The 23,573-nt window shown below is 45.0% G+C and carries 20 protein-coding genes; all 20 read right to left on the bottom strand.

Translation table 11 applies throughout. The annotated features are described in order from the left end of the window. Positions 1 to 65: 65 nt before the first annotated feature. Complete coding sequence (locus tag T487_RS0114075; RefSeq protein WP_031577777.1) at positions 66 to 743, bottom strand: GntR family transcriptional regulator; 678 nt, start codon at positions 741 to 743, stop codon at positions 66 to 68. Positions 744 to 761: 18 nt separating this feature from the next. Next, entirely contained in the window at positions 762 to 1,844 is a 1,083-nt protein-coding gene (uxuA, locus tag T487_RS0114070) for a mannonate dehydratase (protein ID WP_031577776.1), read from the bottom strand. 545 nt (positions 1,845 to 2,389) lie between these two features. After that, positions 2,390 to 3,790, bottom strand: coding sequence for a glucuronate isomerase (gene uxaC / locus T487_RS0114065; RefSeq protein ID WP_031577775.1), 1,401 nt, complete (start codon positions 3,788 to 3,790; stop codon positions 2,390 to 2,392). A gap of 492 nt (positions 3,791 to 4,282) precedes the next feature. Beyond that, a complete protein-coding gene (locus tag T487_RS0114060) occupies positions 4,283 to 5,197 on the bottom strand; it encodes a sugar phosphate isomerase/epimerase family protein (RefSeq protein ID WP_031577774.1) in 915 nt (304 codons plus the stop codon). Beyond that, positions 5,194 to 6,255, bottom strand: a complete 1,062-nt coding sequence (locus tag T487_RS0114055) for a Gfo/Idh/MocA family protein (protein ID WP_031577773.1) — start codon at positions 6,253 to 6,255, stop codon at positions 5,194 to 5,196. Before T487_RS0114055 ends, T487_RS0114060 begins: the two co-directional genes overlap by 4 nt. Before the next feature lie 37 nt (positions 6,256 to 6,292). Further along, positions 6,293 to 7,330: an ABC transporter permease gene (locus tag T487_RS0114050; protein WP_031577772.1), complete on the bottom strand. Its 1,038-nt coding sequence runs from the start codon at positions 7,328 to 7,330 to the stop codon at positions 6,293 to 6,295. Then, positions 7,331 to 8,824, bottom strand: coding sequence for a sugar ABC transporter ATP-binding protein (locus T487_RS0114045; protein WP_242848069.1), 1,494 nt, complete (start codon positions 8,822 to 8,824; stop codon positions 7,331 to 7,333). A gap of 98 nt (positions 8,825 to 8,922) precedes the next feature. Beyond that, complete coding sequence (locus T487_RS0114040; protein ID WP_031577770.1) at positions 8,923 to 9,936, bottom strand: ABC transporter substrate-binding protein; 1,014 nt, start codon at positions 9,934 to 9,936, stop codon at positions 8,923 to 8,925. A gap of 59 nt (positions 9,937 to 9,995) precedes the next feature. Then, positions 9,996 to 11,003, bottom strand: a complete 1,008-nt coding sequence (locus T487_RS0114035; RefSeq protein ID WP_031577769.1) for a LacI family DNA-binding transcriptional regulator — start codon at positions 11,001 to 11,003, stop codon at positions 9,996 to 9,998. 271 nt (positions 11,004 to 11,274) lie between these two features. Next, on the bottom strand, positions 11,275 to 12,249 hold the full coding sequence (locus T487_RS0114030) for a Gfo/Idh/MocA family protein (RefSeq protein ID WP_031577768.1): 975 nt from the start codon (positions 12,247 to 12,249) through the stop codon (positions 11,275 to 11,277). After that, positions 12,246 to 13,076 carry a sugar phosphate isomerase/epimerase family protein gene (locus T487_RS0114025; RefSeq protein WP_031577767.1) on the bottom strand — a complete coding sequence of 277 codons (831 nt, stop codon included), beginning with the start codon at positions 13,074 to 13,076 and terminating at the stop codon, positions 12,246 to 12,248. Before T487_RS0114025 ends, T487_RS0114030 begins: the two co-directional genes overlap by 4 nt. A 131-nt stretch (positions 13,077 to 13,207) precedes the next feature. Beyond that, complete coding sequence (locus T487_RS0114020) at positions 13,208 to 14,257, bottom strand: MupG family TIM beta-alpha barrel fold protein (RefSeq protein ID WP_051651745.1); 1,050 nt, start codon at positions 14,255 to 14,257, stop codon at positions 13,208 to 13,210. Beyond that, positions 14,244 to 15,665 carry a PTS transporter subunit EIIC gene (locus T487_RS0114015; protein ID WP_031577765.1) on the bottom strand — a complete coding sequence of 474 codons (1,422 nt, stop codon included), beginning with the start codon at positions 15,663 to 15,665 and terminating at the stop codon, positions 14,244 to 14,246. The genes T487_RS0114020 and T487_RS0114015 overlap by 14 nt, the downstream gene beginning before the upstream one ends. A 17-nt stretch (positions 15,666 to 15,682) precedes the next feature. Then, positions 15,683 to 16,579, bottom strand: coding sequence for an N-acetylmuramic acid 6-phosphate etherase (murQ, locus tag T487_RS0114010; RefSeq protein ID WP_031577764.1), 897 nt, complete (start codon positions 16,577 to 16,579; stop codon positions 15,683 to 15,685). Between the two features lie 3 nt (positions 16,580 to 16,582). Next, positions 16,583 to 17,473 (bottom strand): MurR/RpiR family transcriptional regulator, encoded by an 891-nt coding sequence (locus T487_RS0114005; RefSeq protein ID WP_031577763.1) that lies wholly within the window; start codon positions 17,471 to 17,473, stop codon positions 16,583 to 16,585. Positions 17,474 to 17,790: 317 nt separating this feature from the next. Beyond that, a complete protein-coding gene (locus tag T487_RS0114000; protein ID WP_031577762.1) occupies positions 17,791 to 18,489 on the bottom strand; it encodes an LPXTG cell wall anchor domain-containing protein in 699 nt (232 codons plus the stop codon). Beyond that, positions 18,486 to 19,028 (bottom strand): hypothetical protein, encoded by a 543-nt coding sequence (locus T487_RS0113995; protein ID WP_031577761.1) that lies wholly within the window; start codon positions 19,026 to 19,028, stop codon positions 18,486 to 18,488. Before T487_RS0113995 ends, T487_RS0114000 begins: the two co-directional genes overlap by 4 nt. Next, entirely contained in the window at positions 19,025 to 22,261 is a 3,237-nt protein-coding gene (locus T487_RS0113990; protein ID WP_031577760.1) for a pilus assembly protein, read from the bottom strand. The genes T487_RS0113995 and T487_RS0113990 overlap by 4 nt, the downstream gene beginning before the upstream one ends. Positions 22,262 to 22,324: 63 nt before the next feature. Beyond that, a complete protein-coding gene (locus T487_RS0113985; RefSeq protein ID WP_031577759.1) occupies positions 22,325 to 22,903 on the bottom strand; it encodes a hypothetical protein in 579 nt (192 codons plus the stop codon). 40 nt (positions 22,904 to 22,943) lie between these two features. Continuing rightward, positions 22,944 to 23,567 carry a SipW-dependent-type signal peptide-containing protein gene (locus T487_RS0113980; RefSeq protein ID WP_031577758.1) on the bottom strand — a complete coding sequence of 208 codons (624 nt, stop codon included), beginning with the start codon at positions 23,565 to 23,567 and terminating at the stop codon, positions 22,944 to 22,946. Between the last annotated feature and the right edge of the window lie 6 nt (positions 23,568 to 23,573).

Here is a 23,573-nt window from a genome sequence, read left to right as displayed (position 1 = left end):
ACCTCCTTAAAATAGGATGATCCTTTGTTTCCATAGCTTTCGTGTGCAATTACTGCTTTCATCCGCTACACAAAATAATCAGGATGGTCTCGTCTTATAAGCTCCTCATCCACCTTGTAGCGGGATAAGTGACTGGTCATGAGCGCAACGGCTTCGATTTTACTTTTTCTTATAATAGCATCCAGGATGGCACGATGATCATCCAGTAGCTCCTGCACTTCTTTATCTGTGAGCAGTCTCAGCATTCTCACCCGGTCAAAGTGAATCATCATACTGTCCATGAGGTGATAAATCTGAGTTTTCCTCGCAATGATGAAGAGCTGTTCATGGAATTCATTATCCAGCTGGAAAAACTGACGGAATGAGCTGGACTTGAGATAAATCTCCTGCATGGTGATATTTTGAAGAAGAGCTCTGTGGTCTTCCTCCGTGGCTACCTCACATACAGTTTCCACCACTGCATTTTCAAGAACCAGTCTCATGAATCTGGCTTCATCCACCAGACTGTAGTCAATCTTGGAGATATAGCTTCCCTTCTGTGGGAGAATATCTACAATTTGGCTCTTGCTGAGTTCTATGAGCGCTTCTCTTGTCGGTGTCCGGGAAATGCCCATTTCATCGGCCAGTTCTTTCTCACTGACCATGCTTCCAGGCTGCAGCTTCAAGTTGACGATATTCTTCCGCAAGGTGCGAAAGGCATAGTCCCGAGCGGTCTCTTTACTTTTCCTTGCTGTGATTTCCATAGAAGTATCCCCTTTTCCCTATTTATATCGGGTTTTCATTTTTGAGATGGCTTCCTGAAGACCCAGAAGGTAATTGGCCCCAATGGCTCTGTCGTAGAGTCCATAGCCAGGTCTTGCTTTCTCGCCCCAGATCATTCTTCCATGGTCTGGTCTTACATATCCTTCAAATCCCACTTCATCATAAGCTTTCATGACTTCAAACATATCAAGGTCTCCACAACTGGACAGATGTGCAGCCTCGTCAAAATCTTTTTCTGTCAGATGCTTTACGTTACGTATGTGTGCAAAATGGATTCTGCCTTCCTTACCAAACTCTCGGATCATCTCCGGAAGATCATTCTTAAGATCCGAACCAAGACTTCCAGTACAGAAGGTCAGCCCATTGTAGGGACTCTTGTTGAGATCCAGAAACTTTCTGATGTTCTCCCTGTTGGTGATCACTTTAGGCAACCCATAAAGCGGCCATGGTGGATCATCAGGGTGTATGGCAAGTTTTATGTCATACTGCTCCGCATATGGAATGACCTGATCGAGGAAATATTTCATATTTTCCCAGTAGGTCTCTTGGGTCATATTCTGATAGAACTCAATGTCTTTTGCCATGGCATCGAGCCGTTCTGGCTCCCATCCAGGAAGACTGTATCCTCGTGCTTTCTTTGCCATGACATCTGCCATGACTTTCGGGTTCATTTGAAGCACTTCTTCATGGCGGTAAGCCATGACCTGGCTGCCATCAGGCAGTTCCAGGGAAAGATCGCTTCTTGCCCAGTCCATCACCGGCATGAAATTGTAGCAGAGCACTTTTACGCCCACTTTGGACAGATGCTCCAGAGTTCTGATGTAATTCTCGATGTACTGATCGCGGCTTGGGAGTCCTTTTTTAATGTCTTCATGGATATTGACACTCTCGATGACTTCCATTTCAAGTCCCGCGTCGTTGATTTCTTTCTTCAGAGACTCGAGCATTTCCAGAGGCCACACCTCTCCCACCGGAATCTTCGGCATGCAGGTGGCTACACCTGTGACTCCCGGTATTTGGCGGATCTCCTTCAGCGTTACGCTGTCATCTCCAAAGGGAAACCATCTTAAAATCATTTTCATAGTTGTTATCCCTTCTTTCCCCAAAAGGATCATTTTTGATGTTATCCTTTTCACAGGACCTTAACTAAAGTTTAACACTGGTATACTAGTGCGTCAACAGGTAAATTCATAAATTTTGAAAGTTATTTTACGGATTGTACATTTTCTCCTGTATCCCTTTTCAGCACTTTTCCACCTTTGGTTATAATAGAGTATATCACTGAAAATCAGCAGCTTTCATCTTTTTATCCCATTATGATTTTGTAAAATTTAATTGTGGAAGCTCTAAAAATATAGAGATTATGAACGAAATATGAAAGCACTTTCACAAATCCCCAATATTCGGACAATTCTTTGTAACGGTTTACGTGCAACGTTTACCCGGGTATTCCTATGACTTCTTTTAAACATGTTTAATGAATATTTGTTTGTTTTTTATTGAGAAATTCGTAATGACTCCTTCACCCCGCAGGCAGCATGCTCTTCTTTGCCAAAGAAAAAAAGTCTGGAGTTCTGATGCTCCAGACTTTTTTTTCGGTACGTATTAGTATGCTGTTTCTTTTTTCTTACATGTTGAAGTATTTTTCTGCGTTGAGATAAGAAATTTCCTTCACCATCTGCTCCAGCAGAGCGTAGTCTTCAGGCACCTCTCCCTCTTCTACCCATTTTCCAAGAAGGCTGCAGAGAATTCTTCTGAAGTAGTCATGTCTTGGATAGGAGATGAAAGATCTGGAGTCCGTGAGCATACCCACGAATTTTCTGAGAAGAGAAAGGTTTGCCAGAGAGATCATCTGTTTTTCCATACCGTCTTTCTGGTCATTGAACCACCAGCCGGATCCGAACTGAATTTTCATGACGCCATTGGTTTCTCCCTGGAAGTTCCCCAGCATGGTTCCAATGACATCATTGTCTCTTCCGTTCAGGTTGTAGAGTATAGTCTTTGGCAGATTGTCTTCTCTGTCCAAAGTGTCCATGAGCTTGGACAGCGGTCTTGCCACCAGTTCGTCGTTGATGGAGTCAAACCCGATGTCAGCGCCCATTTTATGGAACATTCTGGTGTTGTTGTTTCTTAGAGCGCCAATATGGTACTGCTGTGCCCAGTCTCTCTTTTTGTACATCTTACCAAGTTCCACCAGCACAAATGACTTGTACTTGGCTGTTTCTAGAACAGTCAATGTCTCACGGGCAAGGGCTTTTTCCAGAACAGATGCGATTTCCGCTTCTGTGTACTCTTCGAAGAAAACGGTGTCCAAGGCGTGATCGGAAAGTCTTGCGCCATTTTCGTGGAAAAAGTCTACTCTGTTTTCCACTGCTGAAATAAGGCTCTTCACATCCTTCACGTCAAATCCAACAATGTCAGAAAGCTTTTTCATGTAATCCGCAAAGCCCTCTTTGTCGATATTCAGAAGCTTGTCTGGCCTGAGTGCTGGAAGCACTTTGGTCTGGAAGCTTTCATCTTCTTTGATGGCTCTATGATGCTCCAGTGTATCGATCAGATCATCTGTGGTGCAGATCACCGCCACATTGGAGTTTCTGATCAGATTTCGCACATTGAAATCCTCACCCTCAATGACCTTGTTTGCCTTTTCCCAGATAATCTGAGCGTTTTCCGGACAAATGGTGTCCTCGATGCCAAAGTAAGTCTTCAGCTCCATATGGGACCAGTGGTACAAAGGGTTTCCGATGCAATATGGCATGGTGGCGCAGAACGCTTCAAACTTCTCAAAGTCAGACTTGTTTCCTGTGATGTACTCTTCACTGATGCCTGTGCTTCTCATGGCTCTCCACTTGTAATGGTCGCCTCCCAGCCAGATTTCGGTGATGTTTTTGAATCTCTTGTTCTCTGCTATGAGTTTTGGATCCAAATGACAGTGGTAGTCATAAATCGGCATGTCTTTTGCATACTCATGATAGAGCTTTTTGCCTGTTTCATTCTTCAGCATAAAATTGTCGTGTATAAATGCCATAGTTTACCTTCCTTTCACATAAACATAATTTGATGCCTATATCATAGTCTAAATTTTAACCAGTGAAAAGTACCCATTTGTTGTTAAAACTGCTCTGTAATTCTAAAGCATGAAAAACTTGACTATTTTATCACCAGCCATGAGCCATCCGAATAACCTCCAATATTTTTCCCAAATTCTCAGTAAATTGAAACTAAATTTTCTTTATTTCAAATAATCATCCTGGAATTTCACGAAAATTTCAGATTCTAAAAAGTTCATTGGGCTAGATGCCTCTATTCACCAAGAGCAGCCAGAACCAGATTCCCCCACATTTTTCCGTCTTATCTGGGCATTTTTTCCCAGTGTCTTCGCATTTTTTGCAAGTCATTCACACGGAAAATTAGGAGCTTTCATTCACTGACAGATACCAAACAAGAACGGATAAAGAGCAGTATACAGCCTGCCGCATACTGCTCTTTACTAGAAACTATTGGAGGATTCTAAAAACCACTAAATGACAAACTGCTCCATGTATCTCTTCGAAATTTTCAAACTGTCCAGAATCTTCTTTTCGCTGCTCTCAAAAGCCCGGTCTTCCACCTCTATGCAAGCATACCCGTCATATCCGATGTCATGAAGAGCTGAAACATAAGCCCCCCAATCCACATCCCCATATCCAGGAAGTTTTGGACTCATGTAATCCAAAGGATAGGCCATGACACCAACCTCCTTCAGCTTATCAGGATACAGCTTGATGTCTTTGAAATGCACATGAAATATACGGTCTTTAAATTCATAAAGAGGAGCAAGATAGTCTATCTGCTGCCAGATCATATGGCTTGGATCGTAATTGATGCCAAGAATATCTGTATCCGCCAGTTTCAGCACTTCTCTCCAGATTCTAGGCGTTGTGAAAAGATTCTGTCCTCCTGGCCACTGATCCTTTCCAAACAGCATCGGACAGTTCTCTATGGCGATTCGGACCCCCGCTTGTTCTGCGTGCCGTAGGATGGGAGGCCAGAGCTCCTGAAAAAGAAGAAGGTTCTCTTCTACAGTTTTCGTCTGGTCTCTTCCAATAAACGTTGTCACCATATTGATACCAAGCTTCGCGCTGGCATCAATGACCTTTAAAAGATGCGAAATGCTTAATCGTCTTCCCTCCAGATTGCCATCCATGGGATTGGGATAATAAGCCAAGGAAGAAATCTCCACCTTCTTATTCCTGCTGTATGCTAAAATAGAGGCGATCTTCTCTTCACTTAATTCATCCACGTCAATATGAGTGACGCCTGCGTATCTTCTTTCAGCTTTCCCCTTTGGCCAGCAGGCCACTTCCACACACTCGTAGCCAAGGTCGCTGGCGATGTCCATCATTTCTTCAAAAGTCTTGTCGGGCAGAATTGCACTGACAAATCCGAGTTTCATTCAACCACTCCTTTCAGTTCGTTCACCTTTATGGTTTTTCCTGTTCTAAAAGCTTCTTGGCAGGCGAAGACCACCTGCATGGAATACAAAATTTCACTGGCTGAAAGTATAGAAGATTCTCCACGCTTCACATCCTCCAGAAAGCTGTCCATGACACCGGAAACCGTCTGCTGGTCATTGGTCTGCATTTCATCCACTTCAAAATACTCTGCCGTATGATCTTTCCGTACCAGTTTCAGGGGATGATCCTCATCCTCATAGACATAAAGAATACCCTCTGTTCCAAAAATTCTTGTACTGTTGTCCTCTGGACCATAATAAGTCCAAGACACTGTCATGGTGCCTACTGCGCCGCTTTCCAGTCTGAAAAGACATACTGCATTATCATCTACGGTAATGAGTTCTCCCTTTTCGTCCCTCTTGTCCAAAGTACCCATCATCGAAGAAACTTCAGAGATCTTCTCCCCAGTCAGGTACTGGAGAAGATCTGTCTTATGAATGCCAAGATCTGCCATAGCCCCCATACCAGCTGCATCTTTTTTGAAAAACCACACATCTTTCCCTGGACTTGAACTCCAGGTTTCTGGTCCCCCATGTCCAAATGTGCTACGGAAAGACAGCACTTTTCCAATTGCTCCATTTTTGATGAGTTCTTTCGCTTTCAGATGCGCTTTATTCAGGCGCTGGTTATGGGCAATATCCAGGATTCTTCCCGTTTTCTTTGAAGCTTCCACCATGGCGATGCTGTCTTCTAGGGTCATAGCCATGGGTTTCTCACAAAGAACGTGCTTTCCTTGTGAAAGTGCTTCTATGGTGAGCTTCATATGAAGATGATTGGCTGAACTGATGATGACCGCGTCAATGTCCTCATCTTTCAAAAGCTCTTCTTCACTGCCATAGACTTTTCCTCCGTAGAGTTTTGCCATCTGGTGTGCTTTTAAAGGGCTCCTGTTGTAGTATCCAGCAATTTCCACATCCCCTCGCCTTGCAGCTTCTGGGATATGACGCACCTGCGCAATTTTCCCGCATCCAAGAAAAGCCAGTCTGATTTTATCCATCCTATTTCACTCCTTGATTTCGTTCTTCTCCCTCCACTTAAGAGGTCTTTTCCTTTTTCTGAAGAAGTACGGCCAGAACTACAATGAGTCCTTTAAAGGCTTCTCTCAGGAAAGGCGGTACACCAAAAAGATTCAGAAGGTTGTTCATCACCGCTATGATGAGCATTCCGAAAACCGTACCGATGATGAGTCCTTTTCCTCCACTCATGCTGGTGCCACCGACCACAGCGGCCGCAATAGCATCCATTTCATTACCGCTGCCCGCATTGGCAAAATCCATGGAGCCAATTCTTGAAACCTGAATGATGGCTGAAATAGACACCAGCATCCCCATGAGGACATACACCTTCAGTTTCACCTTTTCCACATTGACACCGGAAAGCTTTGCTGCCCGTTCATTGGACCCCACCGCAATTACTTGGCGCCCGAAGGTGGTTTTCTTTGAGACATAGTAAAGAATCAGAGCGATGATGAGCCAGTACAGAATCGGCATGATCATATAATTGCCGAACCTGAAACTGGAGATGGCAAGAAATGGCTTTGGCACTGTTGGATTGTAGCCTTGCATAAAATGCTGTGTGACACTTCTGTAAATCTTCATCGCACCAAGGCTGGCAATGAACGGCGGTATTTTGCCTTTGGTGACGAGAAGTCCTATGAGTGCCCCTAAGATGCTTCCAAAAGCAACACTTAGAAGAATCGCCACGATAAAGGCAATAGGTCCGGATAATCCCAGAAGGCCAAGGATCCCCTTAGGGCCGTTGTCAATGAGCATCATAAGAACTGCTCCAGTGGCAACCAGTGTGGACCCCACCGCAAGGTCTATACCGCCGGAAATGATGACAAAAGTCATGCCCAGAGCAACGATACCAACTCCGGCATTATTTCTTAAAATATTGATCCAGTTGTTCAGCCAGGACATCAGCCAGGCGCCAAAAGAATCGTAGTCAAATCCCAGTGTCAGAGTCTGGAGTATGATCATAATAACCAGCGCGACCCCGGTACTGAACAGCGGTGTGCCCATCCACTGCCGCTTGAACCATGTAAAAAGTGTTTCTTTTCTCCGATCTTTCATCTAAACCACATCCCCTTCTTCTGTCACTGTGCCGCCGGTGGCAAGCATCATGATGTTGTGCTCATTAAGTTCTTCTCCCGTCAGCTCTCCTTGGATCCGGCCATGATACATCACAAGCACGCGGTCACAAACTCGGATCACTTCCTGTGCTTCACTGGAGAGAACCACGACGCCGATGTCCTCATCCACCAGGGAGAGAATAATATCGTAGATGTCCTCTTTGGCGCCCACATCCACCCCTTGTGTGGGGTTGTCCAGCACTAGAAGTGAAGGATTTGCTGTGAGCCATTTGGACAGGACCACTTTCTGCTGATTTCCGCCAGACAGACTGCCAATGGCATCCTGCAGTTTCCCCATCTTGATGTGGAGTCTGGACACTTGTTTCTGAAACTCTTCCGTCTGTTTTTTAAAATTGATGCGGCCTTTATTAGCGAACAGCGGCCAGGTGACGATGGATCCATTATCAAAAATGTCCATATCTTTGATGATCCCATTCTCTTTCCGGTTTCTTGGCAGGTATCCGATGCCATGGTGAAGCGCATCCACTGTGTTTCTGATCCTAACAGGTTTTCCATGGAGATAGAGAGCGCCGCTTTCATGGGGCTCTGCGCCAAAAACGGACAGGAAGAGCTCGCTTCTTCCGTCTCCAAGAAGACCCGTGATGCCAAGGATTTCGCCTTTATACACCTGAAAACTGATGTCTCTATAGAGCTGCCTGTAAGAGAAGCCTTCTACTTTCAGAATCTCCTCTCTTTGCAGGAGATTTCTCTTCAGGGATTCTGTTCGGACTTCATGTCCCACCATGAGCCTGGCCAGATGGTTGGGACTGGTTTCTTCAATGAGGCCGTCTCCGACTACGCTGCCGTCCCTCAGCACCATATATCTGTCGCAGAAGTCCATGACCTCTCCCAGTTTATGAGAAATAAAAATAATACCGACATCCTGCTTCACCAGCGTCATCATCATGGAGAAAACTCTTTCAATCTCCACTTCTGTGAGCGAAGTGGTCGGTTCATCCATGATGATAATGGAAGCATTCATCATAATCGCCCTGGCAATCTCCACAATCTGCTTATAGGATGCATCAAGATCCCGAACCATGGTTTTGGGATTCAGTGTGATGCCCATCTTGTCAAAGACTTCTTTGGTCCTGGCTTCCATGGTCTCCAGGTCTAGAAATCCATACCGGTTCTTCAGCTCTCTGCCGAGAAACATATTCTCATAGATAGGCAGATCATTGATGAGGTTCAGCTCCTGATGGATAAATGCGATACCTGCATCCAGTGAATCGGAAGGTTTCTGAAAACGCACTTCCTTCCCATCGATATAGATTCCGCCCTGATCCGAGGGCAAAACTCCTCCCAGGATATTCATAAGAGTGGACTTTCCTGCACCGTTTTCCCCGATGAGCGCTAGAATCTCTCCACCTTTCAGGGACAGAGACACCTGTTTCAGTACATGGTTGTCACCAAAAGATTTTTCTATGTTTCTCATTTCAATCTGCATCTTCTATCGTTGCCTCCTTTCTCCCTTAAGGGAAAAGGTTATGGAAATTCCATAACCTTTTCTGTTTTCCCAGGATTTATACGTTTTTAGTATGGAGAATTCGCATCCAGGAATTCTTCATAATTGTCACGGTCTACGATGGTGGTAGGAATGATCTTCACTTCATCTACAGTCTTGCCATCCAGGATATCCACTGCCATATTCACGGCATCCATGACCATGGCTGGGCTGTATAGTGCAGACTGAATCCAGATGTCTTCATTCTCAGGCATCATTTTGAAATACTCCTGCATTCCGCCTCCACCGGTCACAACCTTGATGTCAGTTCTTCCTGCTTCGGAAATCGCCTGGAGTACACCGATGGATGTTTCATCATCCATGGAGTAGACTGCATCGATCTTGGCATTGCTGGTCAGAATGTCTGCAAAGTCTTTCAGACCGTCTTCTCTGGTGAACTTGGTGGCATAGGTGATCACTTCAAGGTCTGGAGCGATTTCAGCCAGTGTGTCCACAAAGCCTTTCTTTCTCAGTTCAGATACAGAACCTGAAGTAGGGACTTCCAGCATAACGACAGTTCCAGTCTTACCGATTTTTTCTACGATATAGTTTGCCCCTTGGACACCCATATCTTCATTGTCTCCGGAAACGCGGTACACACCGTCTGCATCGATGGCGATGTCAAAATTCACAACGGTTACGCCTGCATCAATGGCCTGCTGAATGGGCACTTCCATACCTTCCCACTGTGGGAAGGCAACGATGGCCTCAGCACCCCAAGTCAGAAGGTCGTCCAGCTGAGCTGTCATTTCTTCTGCATTGGTTGAGGTCTGAATCTGATATTCGATTTTGTCAGAGAGCTCTTTTGCGCGCACTTCCGCGTTATAAGCAACAGCAGCAACCCAGCCATGTGTCACAGCAGGAGCAAGGATTCCAATTTTGTACTTGCCTTCAGCAGGCTCTTCAGAGGGTTCCTCTTCCCCAGGTGTTTCCACTGGAGTCTCCCCAGGAGTTTCCTCAGGTGTTTCGCTGGTGCCGCAGGCGGTCAGAAGTGGTGTGAGAAGCAAGCTTAAAGTCAGAAGCATTCCTAGAACTTTTTTCATTTTTCATCCTCCTCGTATTTTGAACTATATTTTAATCTGGTTAAGGACCAGATCGGCCTTCAGGTAGTATGGGGTCCTGATGATTCTCTCTCGATGAACTGATGCTTTAAAATATGATGTTTCTCTTTCATTTCTTTCTTTCTGATGCAGTCATAGAGAAGTTTCATAGATTGAACCCCCAGCTTATAGCAGGGCTGTTTCACTGTGGATATATAAGGGTGAAACATGGTGGTGTCCTCCACATCGTCAAAGCCTGTGACAGTGAGATCTTCTGGAACTCTGATGTTCAGCTCTTTGGCTGCACTGATGGCACCCAAAGCTATGGTATCGGAGATGCAGAACACTGCAGTTGGACGGTTTTTCATGGATAGGAGTTTCATCGCCGCTTTTTTCGCACTGTTGAAAGAATAGTCCCTGTCTGCAAAAACAGTGTAGCTCTTCGGCACCTTCATGCTCTTATCCTTCAATGCGTCTTCATAGGCTCTTTGTCTTTCCATGGTGGAGATATAGGGATTCTTCGAGCTGATGGTGGCAATTTTTGTGTGCCCCAGCTGGAGAAGATAGGTCATGAGTTCCCTGGTTGCCCTGTAATTGTCGATGGAGACTCTTGGCAGATCCGCTTTCTCATCATATTCGGAGCATTGGACCATGGGATAGTCATTGGCATACTGCATGAGAAGACTCCTGTCCATGGTGGAGGCGAGTAAAATCGCCCCATCCGCTCTCTTTTTCGCGAGCATATCCAGTGCTTCTTTCTCTTTCTCCGGTTTTCCTGATGTATTATAGATCAGCGCGCTGTATCCCAAAGTTCCTGCGGTGTCTCCAATCCCTGTAAGAATATGGGCATAGTAGGGATTTGTAATGTTCGGTGCTACGATCAGCACAACCCGCGTTTCATTCTTTCTGAAGTTTCGCGCCAGAAGATTCGGTTCGAAATTCAGCTTTTCTATGGCTTTCAGCACTTTTTCCTGTGTTTCAGGTTTTACTGTCTCTTTGTCATTCAGTACTCTGGAAACTGTGGCGACTGAGACCTTTGCTTCCTTTGCCACATCCTTTATGGTTGCCATAGTACACCGCCTTTCAATTTTTGATTTCTGGTTTGAACTGAAATCAGAGGACTAAAACCCTGAAACCCTTTAAAATCAACACATTCACACGATATTATAATTTTCAGAAATGTAATTGATTACATTTTTAGTGTAGTATCCCCGCTTTTCTTTGTCAACACCATCTCCGTTTAATTATGAATTTAAAATTAAAAGCAAGATCAAATGAAAAAGTCGCAGTAAAGGTTTACACCATCTGCGACTTTCGTAATAACTTTTTGATTCTATGTTTTTAGTGGGTAAAGACAATTTTTTCAAGAATTTCGATGGAACCGAGAATTTCCCTCTCCTGGATCACTTCTGAAGGCTTCCCTTCCTCCACGCAGGACATGAAATGGGAAAGCTCATTATAGAACATTCCAGTGGGTGGCAGATTGATTCCTGTGGACACCAGAACCTCATCGGCAGTGTCGTAGACGAAGGGTTCCTGGTCCTTCTTATACAGGGTCAGAACACCTTTTTCCTGCACAATAAGCCCGTGTTCAAAATAAATCCGAAATCTCTGGGTGAAAGGATACTCGGCATGATACCAGGCTGTTTCCGCACAGACCGAAAACTCGTCATATTCATATAGGATCCGGTACTGCTCCTGCCCCTCTTTCTTATTTCTGCCATTGGAAGTATACTGGAACTTTTTTGGTTTTCCAAAAGTGGATATGATGAGATCCAAATCATGGATATGTAAATCAAATGCAACAAGACCACTCTTTTCCTTATCGAAAAGCCATCCTCCCTGACTCCAGGAAGGTTTGCCGGATACACGTTCAAAATAGGCATCCAGGGGTTTTCCTAAAGTACCCTTCTGGACAATTTCTTTGAGAATCTGCACATCCTTTGTGAACCTCAGCACTTGAGCAACAAACAGAAACTTCCCCTTCTTCTCTGCCAGGGCATACATTTCTTCCGCGTCCTTTCGATGCAGTGCCATGGGTTTTTCCACAATGACGTGTTTTTCCAGTGACAAAGCTTCCATCACTTGCGCCTTATGGAGAAAGGTGGGTGTACAAATGTCTATGACATCCACGTCGAGATTTTCCACCAGTTCGCGGATGCTCTCAAAGGCAGGAAGACCGAATTCTTCCGCTTCCTTCGTCCCGGAAGCACTCTCCGTAACAACCCCCACCACTTCTGCATTGCTGATTTCTTTATAGTTGTGAAAATGGACTTTCCCCATACCGCCAAAGCCTACAAGCCCTACCCGTATCATATGCTTTCCTCCACTTTCGTGAGGACACCGTTTTTCTGAAGATAGGAAACTGAGTCCAAAACTGCCTGATCCACTTCCTCTTTCGAAGAAGGACCTTTTTGGGTGAACTCAATCTCAATGCTCAAAGGACTGTCGTTTCCGTGTTCACTCAGCAGCTGGATTGCTTCCAGAAGCGGCAGCTTTCCGCTTCCAACGGCAGGGAAATTCCATTCATCCTGAAGTCCATCCTTGTCCTTCAGATGGACAAATCCAATAAGATCTATACAGGAGGAAAGATCTTCCAGAATATCTACGTTGCCATAAAATACCGCATTGGCTGTATCATAGTTGATTTTTACACGATCACTGTCCACCCGTTTCACAATTTCTGCAAGATGCCTTCCGGTACTATGCTTTCCGTGATTCTCGAGGCAGAGTATAACGTCGTATTTTTCAAGATGAGGTACTAATTTTTTCACCACTTCAGCCACTTCTTCATCTGAGATTTCTTTTCGGTCTTTCAGGTGGGCTTCGCCTATGGAGGAGAGAATGTACTTACATCCAAAGAAATTGGCCAAAGCCATATTCAAAATAAAGTCCCCTATCCTGTCTTCATCCATCAGATTTGTATGTCCACTTAGGGCCAAAGGTGCAATGTTTTTATCTTTCATTGCTTCTTTCAGCTGAATGAGCTCACCAAAACTCATGGTGGGAAAAACATGTTCTGTCCATCCTTTTGTCGCAGTCAGCTCCACATTGGAAATCCCTGCCTGCAGCATCCCCTGAAGGGCGTCTTCCAGGGAGAATCCATGATAAGTATTTGAATTTAGAAGTACAGTCCGATTCATTCGATACACTCCTTGTAACCGTTTTAGATTCAGTATAGCACGTGAAAAACCATTGTCAAAATACTTAGAATCATTTAAAAACGTTTTTGAAATAAAAAAAGGCTTGGAAATCCAAACCTTTCTGTTATTCTTTATCTCTTTGTCAGTCTGATTTTTGCTCCATTGGGAATGTTCTTCAGCAGGGAGTGATAGCAAGGATCCACTTGTCCAATGACGTTCACTCTGTCATCTCTCTCAAAAGTTTCCCGCAGAATCTGTACTTCTCCAGAATATCGACCATAGTTCTTATTGTCTATGGTAATGCTTCCTAGCTTTCTTTCTGTTGTGTGTGAAGGTTCTATGACTGCTCCAGGAGTTGCATATTCTCTGGACTCCTGCACTCTTATGAGGCTTTGGGGTGAATCAATACGAACTGTAAAGTTCTTATGAAGAAGATCTTCTTTCTCCAAAGTGCTCACTGGAATAGAATAGACACCTTCTTCCAATAAAAGTCTAATGGGCTCAGCTTCCTCTTCTGAAAGAAGTCCATCTCCTACAAATATGTGCTTTATTCCATACCCATTCATAAGATCCACAAAGCTGACATAAGGCTTCTGATGCCTGTGTTCCTCTAAAGTGGGGAGGCCATCGTATAGAGGTCTTCTCTTCTCACTTTCCCCTGAGATGAATGCCATGACGCCAAGGCCATAGTGCTTCAAGAGCTCATTTCTTTTCATAAACTGCTCTCGGTCTATTCCTGTTTCGGGTCTTGGATAGAAGTTATACATAGCATAAAAGGTTTTTCCCGTTTCTTTCAGCACCATAAGATCTTCTTCTGTCAGCGTAGAAGCATTGAAGCAGACAGGCACTTTTTGTGCTGCGAGAAGGATTTCCTCTTGGGTGAACCCATAGTCCACGCGAAGGACATCAATTTTCAGCCGTTCCGCTAAGGATACTAAAGAATCTTCCGAGAAGATTTCCAGGCTCCTTCTGGAAACATCCGCAATCACTTCATAGCCCGTTTCGTTCAGATAAGCCATCATCTCCTCCACCTGTCCTACATAGGCATCGGAGAATTCCTCACTGATGTGCAGAGAAGTAAAAACAGCACTCCCCTCCTGATAGAGGGAGGAGAGCTGTTTTCTTTTTTCCTGCCATGTGGAAGGATAAATGGAGAAGCCTAGTGTACTAGACAGCTTCAACGTCCTTATCCTTGATGACAAAGTATGTGATGATAAATCCTGCAACGTAGGAGATCACAAGACCAATGAAGAAGTTCAGCATGCTTTCTGGCTTCATGATTGGAATTGCTACAAGTCCTGAAGGACCCCAAGCGTTTGCAAGAACCTTGGTCAGCATTACGTAGGCTCCACCGAATCCTGCTCCAAGACCAGCAGTGATAAATGGCTTGAACATTGGAAGTGTAACACCATAGATGAGTGGTTCTCCAACTCCGAGGAAACCTGCTGGAAGAGCACCAGTGATTACATTCATCATTCTCTGGTTCTTCACTCTCTTTGCAATGAAGTAGATGGCGATGGCTGCACCAACCTGTCCTGCACCAGCCATAGCCAGTACTGGGAAGAGGGATACTCCGCCCATAACTTCCAGCTGGATTGCATAGATGGCAATGAGTCCATGATGAAGTCCTGCAAGTACCATTGGAAGGAACACCGCTGCCAGCACATATCCGCTGATGACGCTCACTACAGGGTTGCTGGAGTTGATGATGACGCTAAGTGCGCTGACGAGAAGATCAGAAAGATATCCAGTTACAGGCATTACAGCAAATACCAGAATAAGACCTGTGATGAGTAAGCTCAATAGTGGTGTCAGAACAAGATCCAGTACATCTGGAATCACCTTTCTTAATCCCTTTTCTACCTTGGACAGAATCCAAACAGCCAGGATGACTCCCATGATACCGCCCTTACCGGTGGTGAGGATGGAGTTCAGTGGGGTTTCAGCATCATAAAGTCCAAAGATGGTGGAGATGGCTACGATGTTTGCATGAATGGACATGGCACCAATCATACCACCAAGACCTTCTGTAGCACCAAACTGCTTAGCAGCATTGATACCAGTGAAGATGGCAAAGTATCCTAAGAAAGCATTACCTGCCATAGCAGTAAAGAGCTGTGCTACCTGCCAGAAACCTTCTGCAGGAAGTGTTCCCTGTCCCTGAAGGGTGCTGATGAGGCTGGCAATTCCAGAGAAGAGACCAGCGGCGATGATGGCTGGAATAAGAGGAATGAAGATATCTGCAATGGTCTTGATGAATTTCTTCAGTGGACCCTGCTTCTGCATGGACTTCATCGCATCCTTGTTCTCTTCCCAGCTTCCTGCTGCACTATCTCTTGGAAGACCCAGTTCCTCTGCACAGATGTCCATAACTTTCTTTACCTTTCCAGGTCCAAGGACGATCTGGTAGGAGCTTCCATCAACTACAAGGCCAAGTACACCTTCGGTGTTCTTGATTTCATCTGACTGTACTTTGGAAGCGTCTTTTACGGTCAGTCTTAATCTTGTCATGCAGTTTCCTGCTTTTACAACATTGGACTTACCACCGACGAGTTCGACGAGTTTTACGGCGAGTTCTTTATTATTCATAAGTATCCTCCTAATTGTTATTTGTTGATTGCTTTTCGGATATGTCCTTTGGCTTTCTCAAGTGCTTTTTCTGCTTCGTCCACAGGGGTGTCAAGTAGAATCGAAGTGATGGCGAGCTTCACGCTGCCTTTTGCTTCATCAATGGCAGTTCTTGCTGTTTCTCTCTCACAGCCAGTGGCTTCCATGACAATATTTTCAGCTCTTGTCTTCAGCTTTTCATTGGACTGCATCACATCCACCATGAGATTCTCATAAGCCTTTCCGGTACCTACCATAGAAGCGGTGGAAATCATATTGAGCACGAGCTTCTGCGCAGTGCCTGCCTTAAGTCTTGTGGATCCTGTTAGGACCTCAGGACCTGGAACAGGTTCAATGGCGATGTCTGCTTCCTTGCTCATTTCAGAATTCTTGTTGCAGGCGATGATGGCTGTTTTCACACCAAGGCTTCTAGCATAGCGCAGTGCATGGATGACATAAGGTGTTCTCCCGCTGGCTGCGATACCAATGACCACATCCTTTTCATGAAGTCCGATGTTTTTGAGGTCTTCCGTTCCCAATGTCTCAGAGTCTTCTGCTCCTTCTACGGCTTTCACAAAGGCTTTTTCTCCACCTGCCATAAGTCCTACAACAAGGTCAGGGGAGACACCAAAGGTAGGTGGACATTCTACCGCATCGAGAACTCCAAGTCTTCCGCTGGTTCCTGCGCCCATGTAGATGATTCGGCCTCCGGTTCTTAGGGCTTCTGTGGTCCATTCAATGACCTTTGCCACTTCAGGAAGCACTTTATTTACTGCCTCAATGACCTTCTGGTCTTCACGGTTCATGGTTTCTACAAGTTCAAGCGGTGTCATCTGGTCCAAATTCATGGTCTCAGGATTTCGCTGTTCTGTGGTTAGCTTTGTTAAATCGATCAAATTCTATTCCCTCCCCTTTCGGGTTTTCTCTTTTGGTTCTGCCCCTTCATTTACATAGGGTTTCTCAATATGTGTTCTCTGGAACTGCATCACGTTCTCTTCATAGGCTCTGTTGATATAAGCTGTATACAAAATATCAATAATGTTTAGCTGGGCAATTCTTGAGGACATGGCGCCGGAACGGAAGGTGAACTCCGTCGCTGCCACGCTTAAATTATAATCCGCAATGATAGCTAGTGGGTTTTCCTCAAATCTGGTTACAGCAATCACAGTTGCACCATTTTCCTTCACAGCGCTGACGCACCTTAGCACTTCCTCTGTCATACCAGAGTAGCTGATGGCTATGGCCAAATCTTCTCTGGTCATATTCTTGGCCTGAAGATATTGGGCATGCCAATCCTCACTGATGATACAAGGCTTGTTGATTCTTAAAAACTTCAGGTAGGCATCCTTTGCCACCAGAAGCGATGACCCCATGCCAAAAAGGCAAATGGTTTTTGCTTCGGCAATTAGATTCACACATCGCTGAAGCACTTCGAGATCTATTAGTTTTCTTGTATCCTCTAATGAAACGATATTTTTATACGTTACTTTATCCACCAGTTCTTCCAGGGAGTCTTCCTTCGTGATTTCTTTGCTTCTCTCATCGTAACTAGATTTTCGAAGAGCAAGCTCATAAACAAGGGATTTGCTGAAATCACGGAACCCATGAAATCCTAGTTTTCTGCAGAGTCTTATGATGGTGGATGCAGAGGAATAGGTCTCTTCTGCCAGCTCATGAATGTTGAGCTGAGGCACCTCATCGGCATGTTCCAAAAGGAATCCGACGACACCTTTTTCTGCTCCACTGGCTTTTCCTTCGTACTCCTGAAGTCGAACCAATACACTTTTCATTTCTCTTTCTCCTAACATGTCAGGGAGTTATCGCGCGCACGATGCCTGGTGTTTACTGTACAAGGTATCTTTCAGTAATCCTTTCCAAGCTTATCTTCAGTATACTCACATGAAACTTAATTGTAAAGAAAATGGGAAATCATGAAACTTTGTTTCAATTGTTGAATAATTCTTTGTGTAAACGATATAAAATGTGATTCAGTTTCAAAGACATTAGCGTCTCCGTCTAAGAAAAAGACCATAAAAAGAAACTGCCCGGGATGACTCCAATCAAAGCAGTTTCTTAGGAGAGAGAACGCTTATTCAGTTAGCAGCACCTAGTTAGACGCTCCTTTTCTTTTTTTGTCCAGAAAGAGCACTAGAATGCCTAACGCCAGCAGCCCTCCACCGTAGAGAAGATAATTTTCTGACTGTTCTCCCGTTTTGGGGAGCTCTTTATCATCAATTTCCTCTTCTTCCGGTTCCTCAGGCTTTTCAGGCTCTTCAGGTTCTTCTGGCAGCGGCAGCGGATCCACGTCTTCATCTTCAATTTCTTCAATCATGATGACCCATTCCACCTCTGCCCCTTTTCCCATGAACTCATTGCCCATCTCTTTTGACACCTCTAAAGAGAGATCCCAGCTGAACGCGCTTTCAGGGAAAAGTTCTTTGATTTTCACGTAGTTCTCGAATGACCCTTGCTGGTCCAAGGACTCCCTAAATATTTCCTCCCCTTCCTCGGAGATGACTAAAGTCATCTGACGGAGAAGAGCCTCATCCTCTTCCTTTACAGGATTGATTTTGAGAAAGAAATCCACAAACTGACTGGAGTCATTTCTGAGAAAGATTTCTTGTGTTCGCACATCACCAGGCATCAGCCCTTTGAAATTATCAAAGAGGTCTTTGCTGTTTGGCACAAAGACAAAGAGTTCCGCCTGATTCCGATAAGTGACAGAAGATGCATGGACCGGCTTACCCTCTGATAGGGATAAAAAGAGAAACAGGAGCAGCAGTACTGTCCATTTTTTCTTCATCATGGTCCACCTCCCTGTAGTGTTTTATCCGGGTTCACGGTGATCCCCCACATTTCAGTGACCGCAGCCGGTGGGTCTGCCTGAATGCCGGAGCCGATGATCTGGAGCTCAAACTTCAGACCTTCTTTCACTGGCATTTCGAAGGTGCCAATGAGTTTCTCCGTGAGGGCTCCTGGTGCCACCATCTCGATATGATAGTAAAAACCATCGGTCCCCTTGAACCAACCCGGAAGAATCGGCAGCTCCGGAAAATCTGCTGCAGTTACTGCGGTTTCCGAAAGATCTCCACTTTCCGTCTTCCATACCGGAATTACCGCCGCCCTGATATAGGCATCGATGTTTCCGGTGTTTCTGATAAATACATTGTCTTTGGTTTCACCATCAAATTCCTCTTCCACAGTGGTGGTCACCGTGCCAGGAATAAAGGTGTTTACTTTTTCCTCTGTACTGTCCACCAGCCAAGCCGATGTGAGAAGATTTGCACTGAAGAGAATCACAGCCGCAGCAGTCAAAACGAGAAGTATTTTACGGTATCGTTTCATTCTTCATCTTCCTCCTCTCTTCTCAGCGTGCCATTTTCCTGTGACTGCCCTTGGAGATTCACCGCGTAGCTTTCACCACTGAGCCACTTGTCAGAGGTTTTTCTGTTTGTAAAGATCAACTTGACATCATGGCTTACTTTACTGATTTCCACTATTTTTCCATCAGGGACAGTGCTCTTGTAGGCAGCTGCTGGTTCAATGGAAATGCTGTCAATGTCATACCGGAAGGACCAGCTGGTGATTTCTGTCACCTTATAGTCTCCCAGTTTCAGTCCTGTGATCTTTTTGGAACCAAGCCCCTGAATGGCCACCTGATAGGTGCCTGTAGGTCCTTCCACCAGGAAGAGGAAACTTTGGTTCTCATCGAGGACACTGCCCGCCTTCAGTTTCTTTTCAATGGTCAAGGCAGCTTTCTTCACAAATATAGTGAAGTGGTAATCGTCATGACCCTGTCCAGATACCGCAGGAACAATTACTGTGTGGCTTGTGTACTCATCAGATCCGATGAACAGTTTGATCTTAAAGGTTGAGTCAAATTCCGGCTCATAGGCTGGAATGCTGTTAACTGTAGACCCAGCGATAAACTGAGGCTCCAGGGTAACTGCAGGAACTAAGGTCAAAGGCGTTACTGCAGAAGGATCCGGATTCACAAATCCATTCAGGATCATTCTCTGCGTGATGTCCGTCTGTTCACCCCACCAAATTTCATGGTCTGTGGCTGTCACTTTGGGCACCCACACATACAGGTTTGCATCAATATCTTCTGACGATGCTGTCACCGTTCCGGTATGGATCGGTGTCACCTTCACAGTGAAGGTGTACTTTTTATTTTCCACCTCTTCTAGTAGAAGATTGAGCTCATCAGACAGAATCGTGTCTCCTGCACCAATGGTGAAGCGTCTTAGCACTGTAGTACCGTCTGTATCATAGAGAATATACTCAAGATCCGCGTAGGCGTTGTTATAGCCATCTACTGTGTAGAGCGGTCCGCCAGGACTGGTTTTATAGGATAGGCCGTTGCCTGCGATCAGTTCATTGGCTGGGATGCTCTGGCTGATGTAGATACCCTTATGTTCAGGCTGTGCCAGATATCTTAATGGTACATCCACATCAGGAACCGGGAAGGCTTCCACAAAGGTTTCTTCCGGTGTATAGATGCCGGAGTCCGGTTTGTTTGTGACCACCTGGTTTCCGCCGATAAAGTCGTCTTTCACATCCACCACGAACTTCACAACGATTTTCTTTCCTCTAGATCCCGTGCTTTGGGTATAGGCTACATAGTTTGCAGAATAGTCAAAGCCTGTGATATCAAGCTTTTTGTTTGGTTTGTCCACTAGAGCTGTGATGCCTCCAGGCTGAGGGCTCGCAAGGCTCCATGGTGCTGCACTTTCAAAGTCTGTTCCATTTCCCGTGTAGTTGTAGACTTTGATGTCTACACTGGAAGCATTGAACCCAGATGAAAATTCAAACTGCTCTGTGAGTCTGTCTCTTAGCTTCGACTGAGCCGTAAGGGATTCGTTGGTAGCGCCTCCAATTTGGCTGGAGATGCTTTGGAATATGCTGTTCAGTGCATCCTGATTGTTGGCAGTAAGATAGTAGTTTTTTGTGTAGGATCCTGTACCAGGGTTTGTCATGCTTTGGGCATTCTCGTAATTACTGGACACATAGTTCATGAACTTGTTTTCATCACTGGTTCCTGCTGGGTTTGCCCCATTGAAAATCCCAATGGTGAATGATGTGGCATCTAGATTGTTCTTCATATTGTATGCCGATGCGATGGTACTGTTTGCTACCTCTGTGCTGAAAGTATTGGTGTAAGTCGGCGTACCATCTGTAAACATGATGACCACTCTTTGCCTTTGTGTTCCGCTTGGAATTGGATTCTGGGCAAGCACTGTCTGTGCCATCCCCATACCAAGATCCGTTCTTGTAGCACCCGATGCTTCAATCCAGTCTATCGCTGTATTTAGTCTCGACAAGTATGTCCGTACATCCAGGAGAGAATCCCTCAGATTGTTGTTGTTTGTGTTTGTGTATCCGATGGGACTTGTTCCGGATACTCTGGAGAGAATCTCCGTATTCTCATAGTTTTGTCCATTGGTGTTTCCAGCAGCAAAACCGATCATGGAAATTTTATGGTCTACGTTATTGGTTGTTGCACGGTTATAAACCTGTTGCACAAAAAGCCTCAACGCATCCTTCAGCACATCTCTTCTACGGATGGCTGTAGTATTGTTATAGAAAATCCAGTTAGGAACATCATCCTCATCATCCACACTCACTGTAACCGTATTACCATTTCCTGCAACATAAGAGTATGTATAGGTTCCATCCCTGCTGGTTCTTGTTAACGTGACCTTTCTCAATGTCCCACTATTATCTCTTATATATAAAGTGGAACGGATCGAATACAATGTTCTATTGGTGATTTCATCTCCATTCATATCCCAAGCCATACTACCGGACTGGTCAAGAACCAGAACGATGTCTGCAGGAATATGCTGAATGATGGTGGAGAGTTCTCCTGTGGCAAAAGCCTCCAGGGTGATTTCCACCTGATGGGTTCCAGGCAGATATACTGCACTTTTCTTCAGAAAGACACTGGGGTCATCCAAAGCAGATGCCGCTCCAATGGCCATAGGTGCAGCCATGCTGCCAGACCTCATGCTCTTCATGGTTTCCATTGGACCAGACACAGCAGGCTTCAGAGCACCAGCTCTTGTATAGTTTCTAGCTGTATTCACGGATAGAACCAGTTCTTCCTCCAGATCCTCTGGATCTTCAAGAGGTTCTTCCGATACTTCCGGTGACTCCTCTACGGGTTTCTCTACCGCCTCTTCCGTCGGCTTTTCTATTGATTCTGGCGCTTGGGACTGTTCTTTAGGACTTTCAGCGGGCTCTTCTTTTGCTTCTGGTAATTCAATTACAGTTTCGGAAGGTACTTCCTGCTTAATTTCAGGGGACAGCACATCGGGCTCTTCTGCTGCTGGCTTTTCTTCTAGAGGCTTACTCTCCTCTTCAGAAGGAGTTTCAACAGGCGCTTCCGTATTTTCCTCTTCTACAGGAGCGGGAGCTTCCGATGGTTTTTCACCAATTATAGGTTCTTCTTCAAGTGTATCTATAGACTCCACACTCAATTCCTGAGGACTCGTCAGCTGCTCTAAAGCATAAACAGGAAAAGGGACGCCAAAGAACATGAATACCGATAAGACAGCTGCCATTAACTTCTTCAAACTTCGTCATCCTCCTTTCATCAATTTCAATTCTTGATTCACATTTTTTCAAGAACCGTTTCTTTATTCAGCTGGCCACCCTGCAGCTTCCTGAACTGTTACTCCATTATTCTGGCTCTGCACACCCTGTGCAAGAACATCAATTTCTACTCTAGCATTCATAAACGCATTACCAAGAGACGTTGGGAAGGTCACCTGTGTGAAAAGATTCTCTGTGGTCTCACCAGGTGCTAAGATTTCGTTGTAGTAGAACCAGCCATCTGTTCCCTCTGTCCAGTCTTCATCATTGAGATCCAGACCAAGAACATTAAAGTCTACATCAGCGGCTTCGCCTGCCAAGATAATACTTCTGTCCAGCCTGACTCTGACCCAGATGGGATTGTCTCCATCATTGGTGACACTGACAATCTTATCAATGACGTCTCCAGGCATGACGAGATCAAAACCTTCCACAGGGAATGGCTTAAGATCTTCTGTCTCAGGATCTATCGTATCGTCATTCAAGATCAGCGCCACATTCCCCATGGTGACACGGTTCAGTGCTGTGTCTTCAGCAGTGAAGAAGGCCAGGGTCTGGAAGACCATAACGGCCAGTATACTTGTGATGGCTAGAACTGCGATAATTCTCTTATTTCTTTTCATTTTTCATTCTCCTCCATTGTCTTCATTTAACGTTCAACCGTTATGGTGCAACATATGCTGCGAAAGCTTCTGTAACATTTGCAAATCCTTGTGATTGAATGGCTTCTGCGATGATATTAATCTGGAATCCAGAAATACTTGCCATATCTTCACTGTCCAAAGATGCAGGAATGGTTACTTGTGTAAACAGTGGATTTGTGGATCCTCCTATAGTAAGAACATTCGCAAATCTGAACTCATATGTGTTTCCACTTGCACCAGCATAGCTCCACCCGCCACCTAGCGCTCCTAGAATGCTCTTAGGGTCTGGAATGGCAGCTGTTATTTCTGCATGCTTCGTAAAGGTAACTTTTATGCGTACATAAGCGGGATTTGATCCAGTATTATGTACCGTTGGATCTTTTGGTAGAACTGCACCAGGGTAAATTCCCGTATAAGTGTTCGATGGCACTCTTACATCAGGATCTGGAACAGTCCATGTGGTACCTGTGACGGATGGTGTCTCAAGAACATCCGCTTCATCCAATGTAATCTCCACATTACCCATGGTGAAGGTATTTTTTACTTCATCCGACTGATCTGTAAAATAAGCAAAGGTGATGGCTGCTGCAAAGACAGCAATGATACTCAAAGCAAGAATCATAATCCTCTTTTTGTTTTTCATTTTTTA

The organism is Proteiniclasticum ruminis DSM 24773, from assembly GCF_000701905.1.
In the GTDB taxonomy this organism is placed as follows: domain Bacteria; phylum Bacillota; class Clostridia; order Clostridiales; family Clostridiaceae; genus Proteiniclasticum; species Proteiniclasticum ruminis.
The sequence above is the reverse complement of the archived record's forward strand: the minus strand, read 5'-3'. Positions and strand labels throughout refer to the sequence as shown.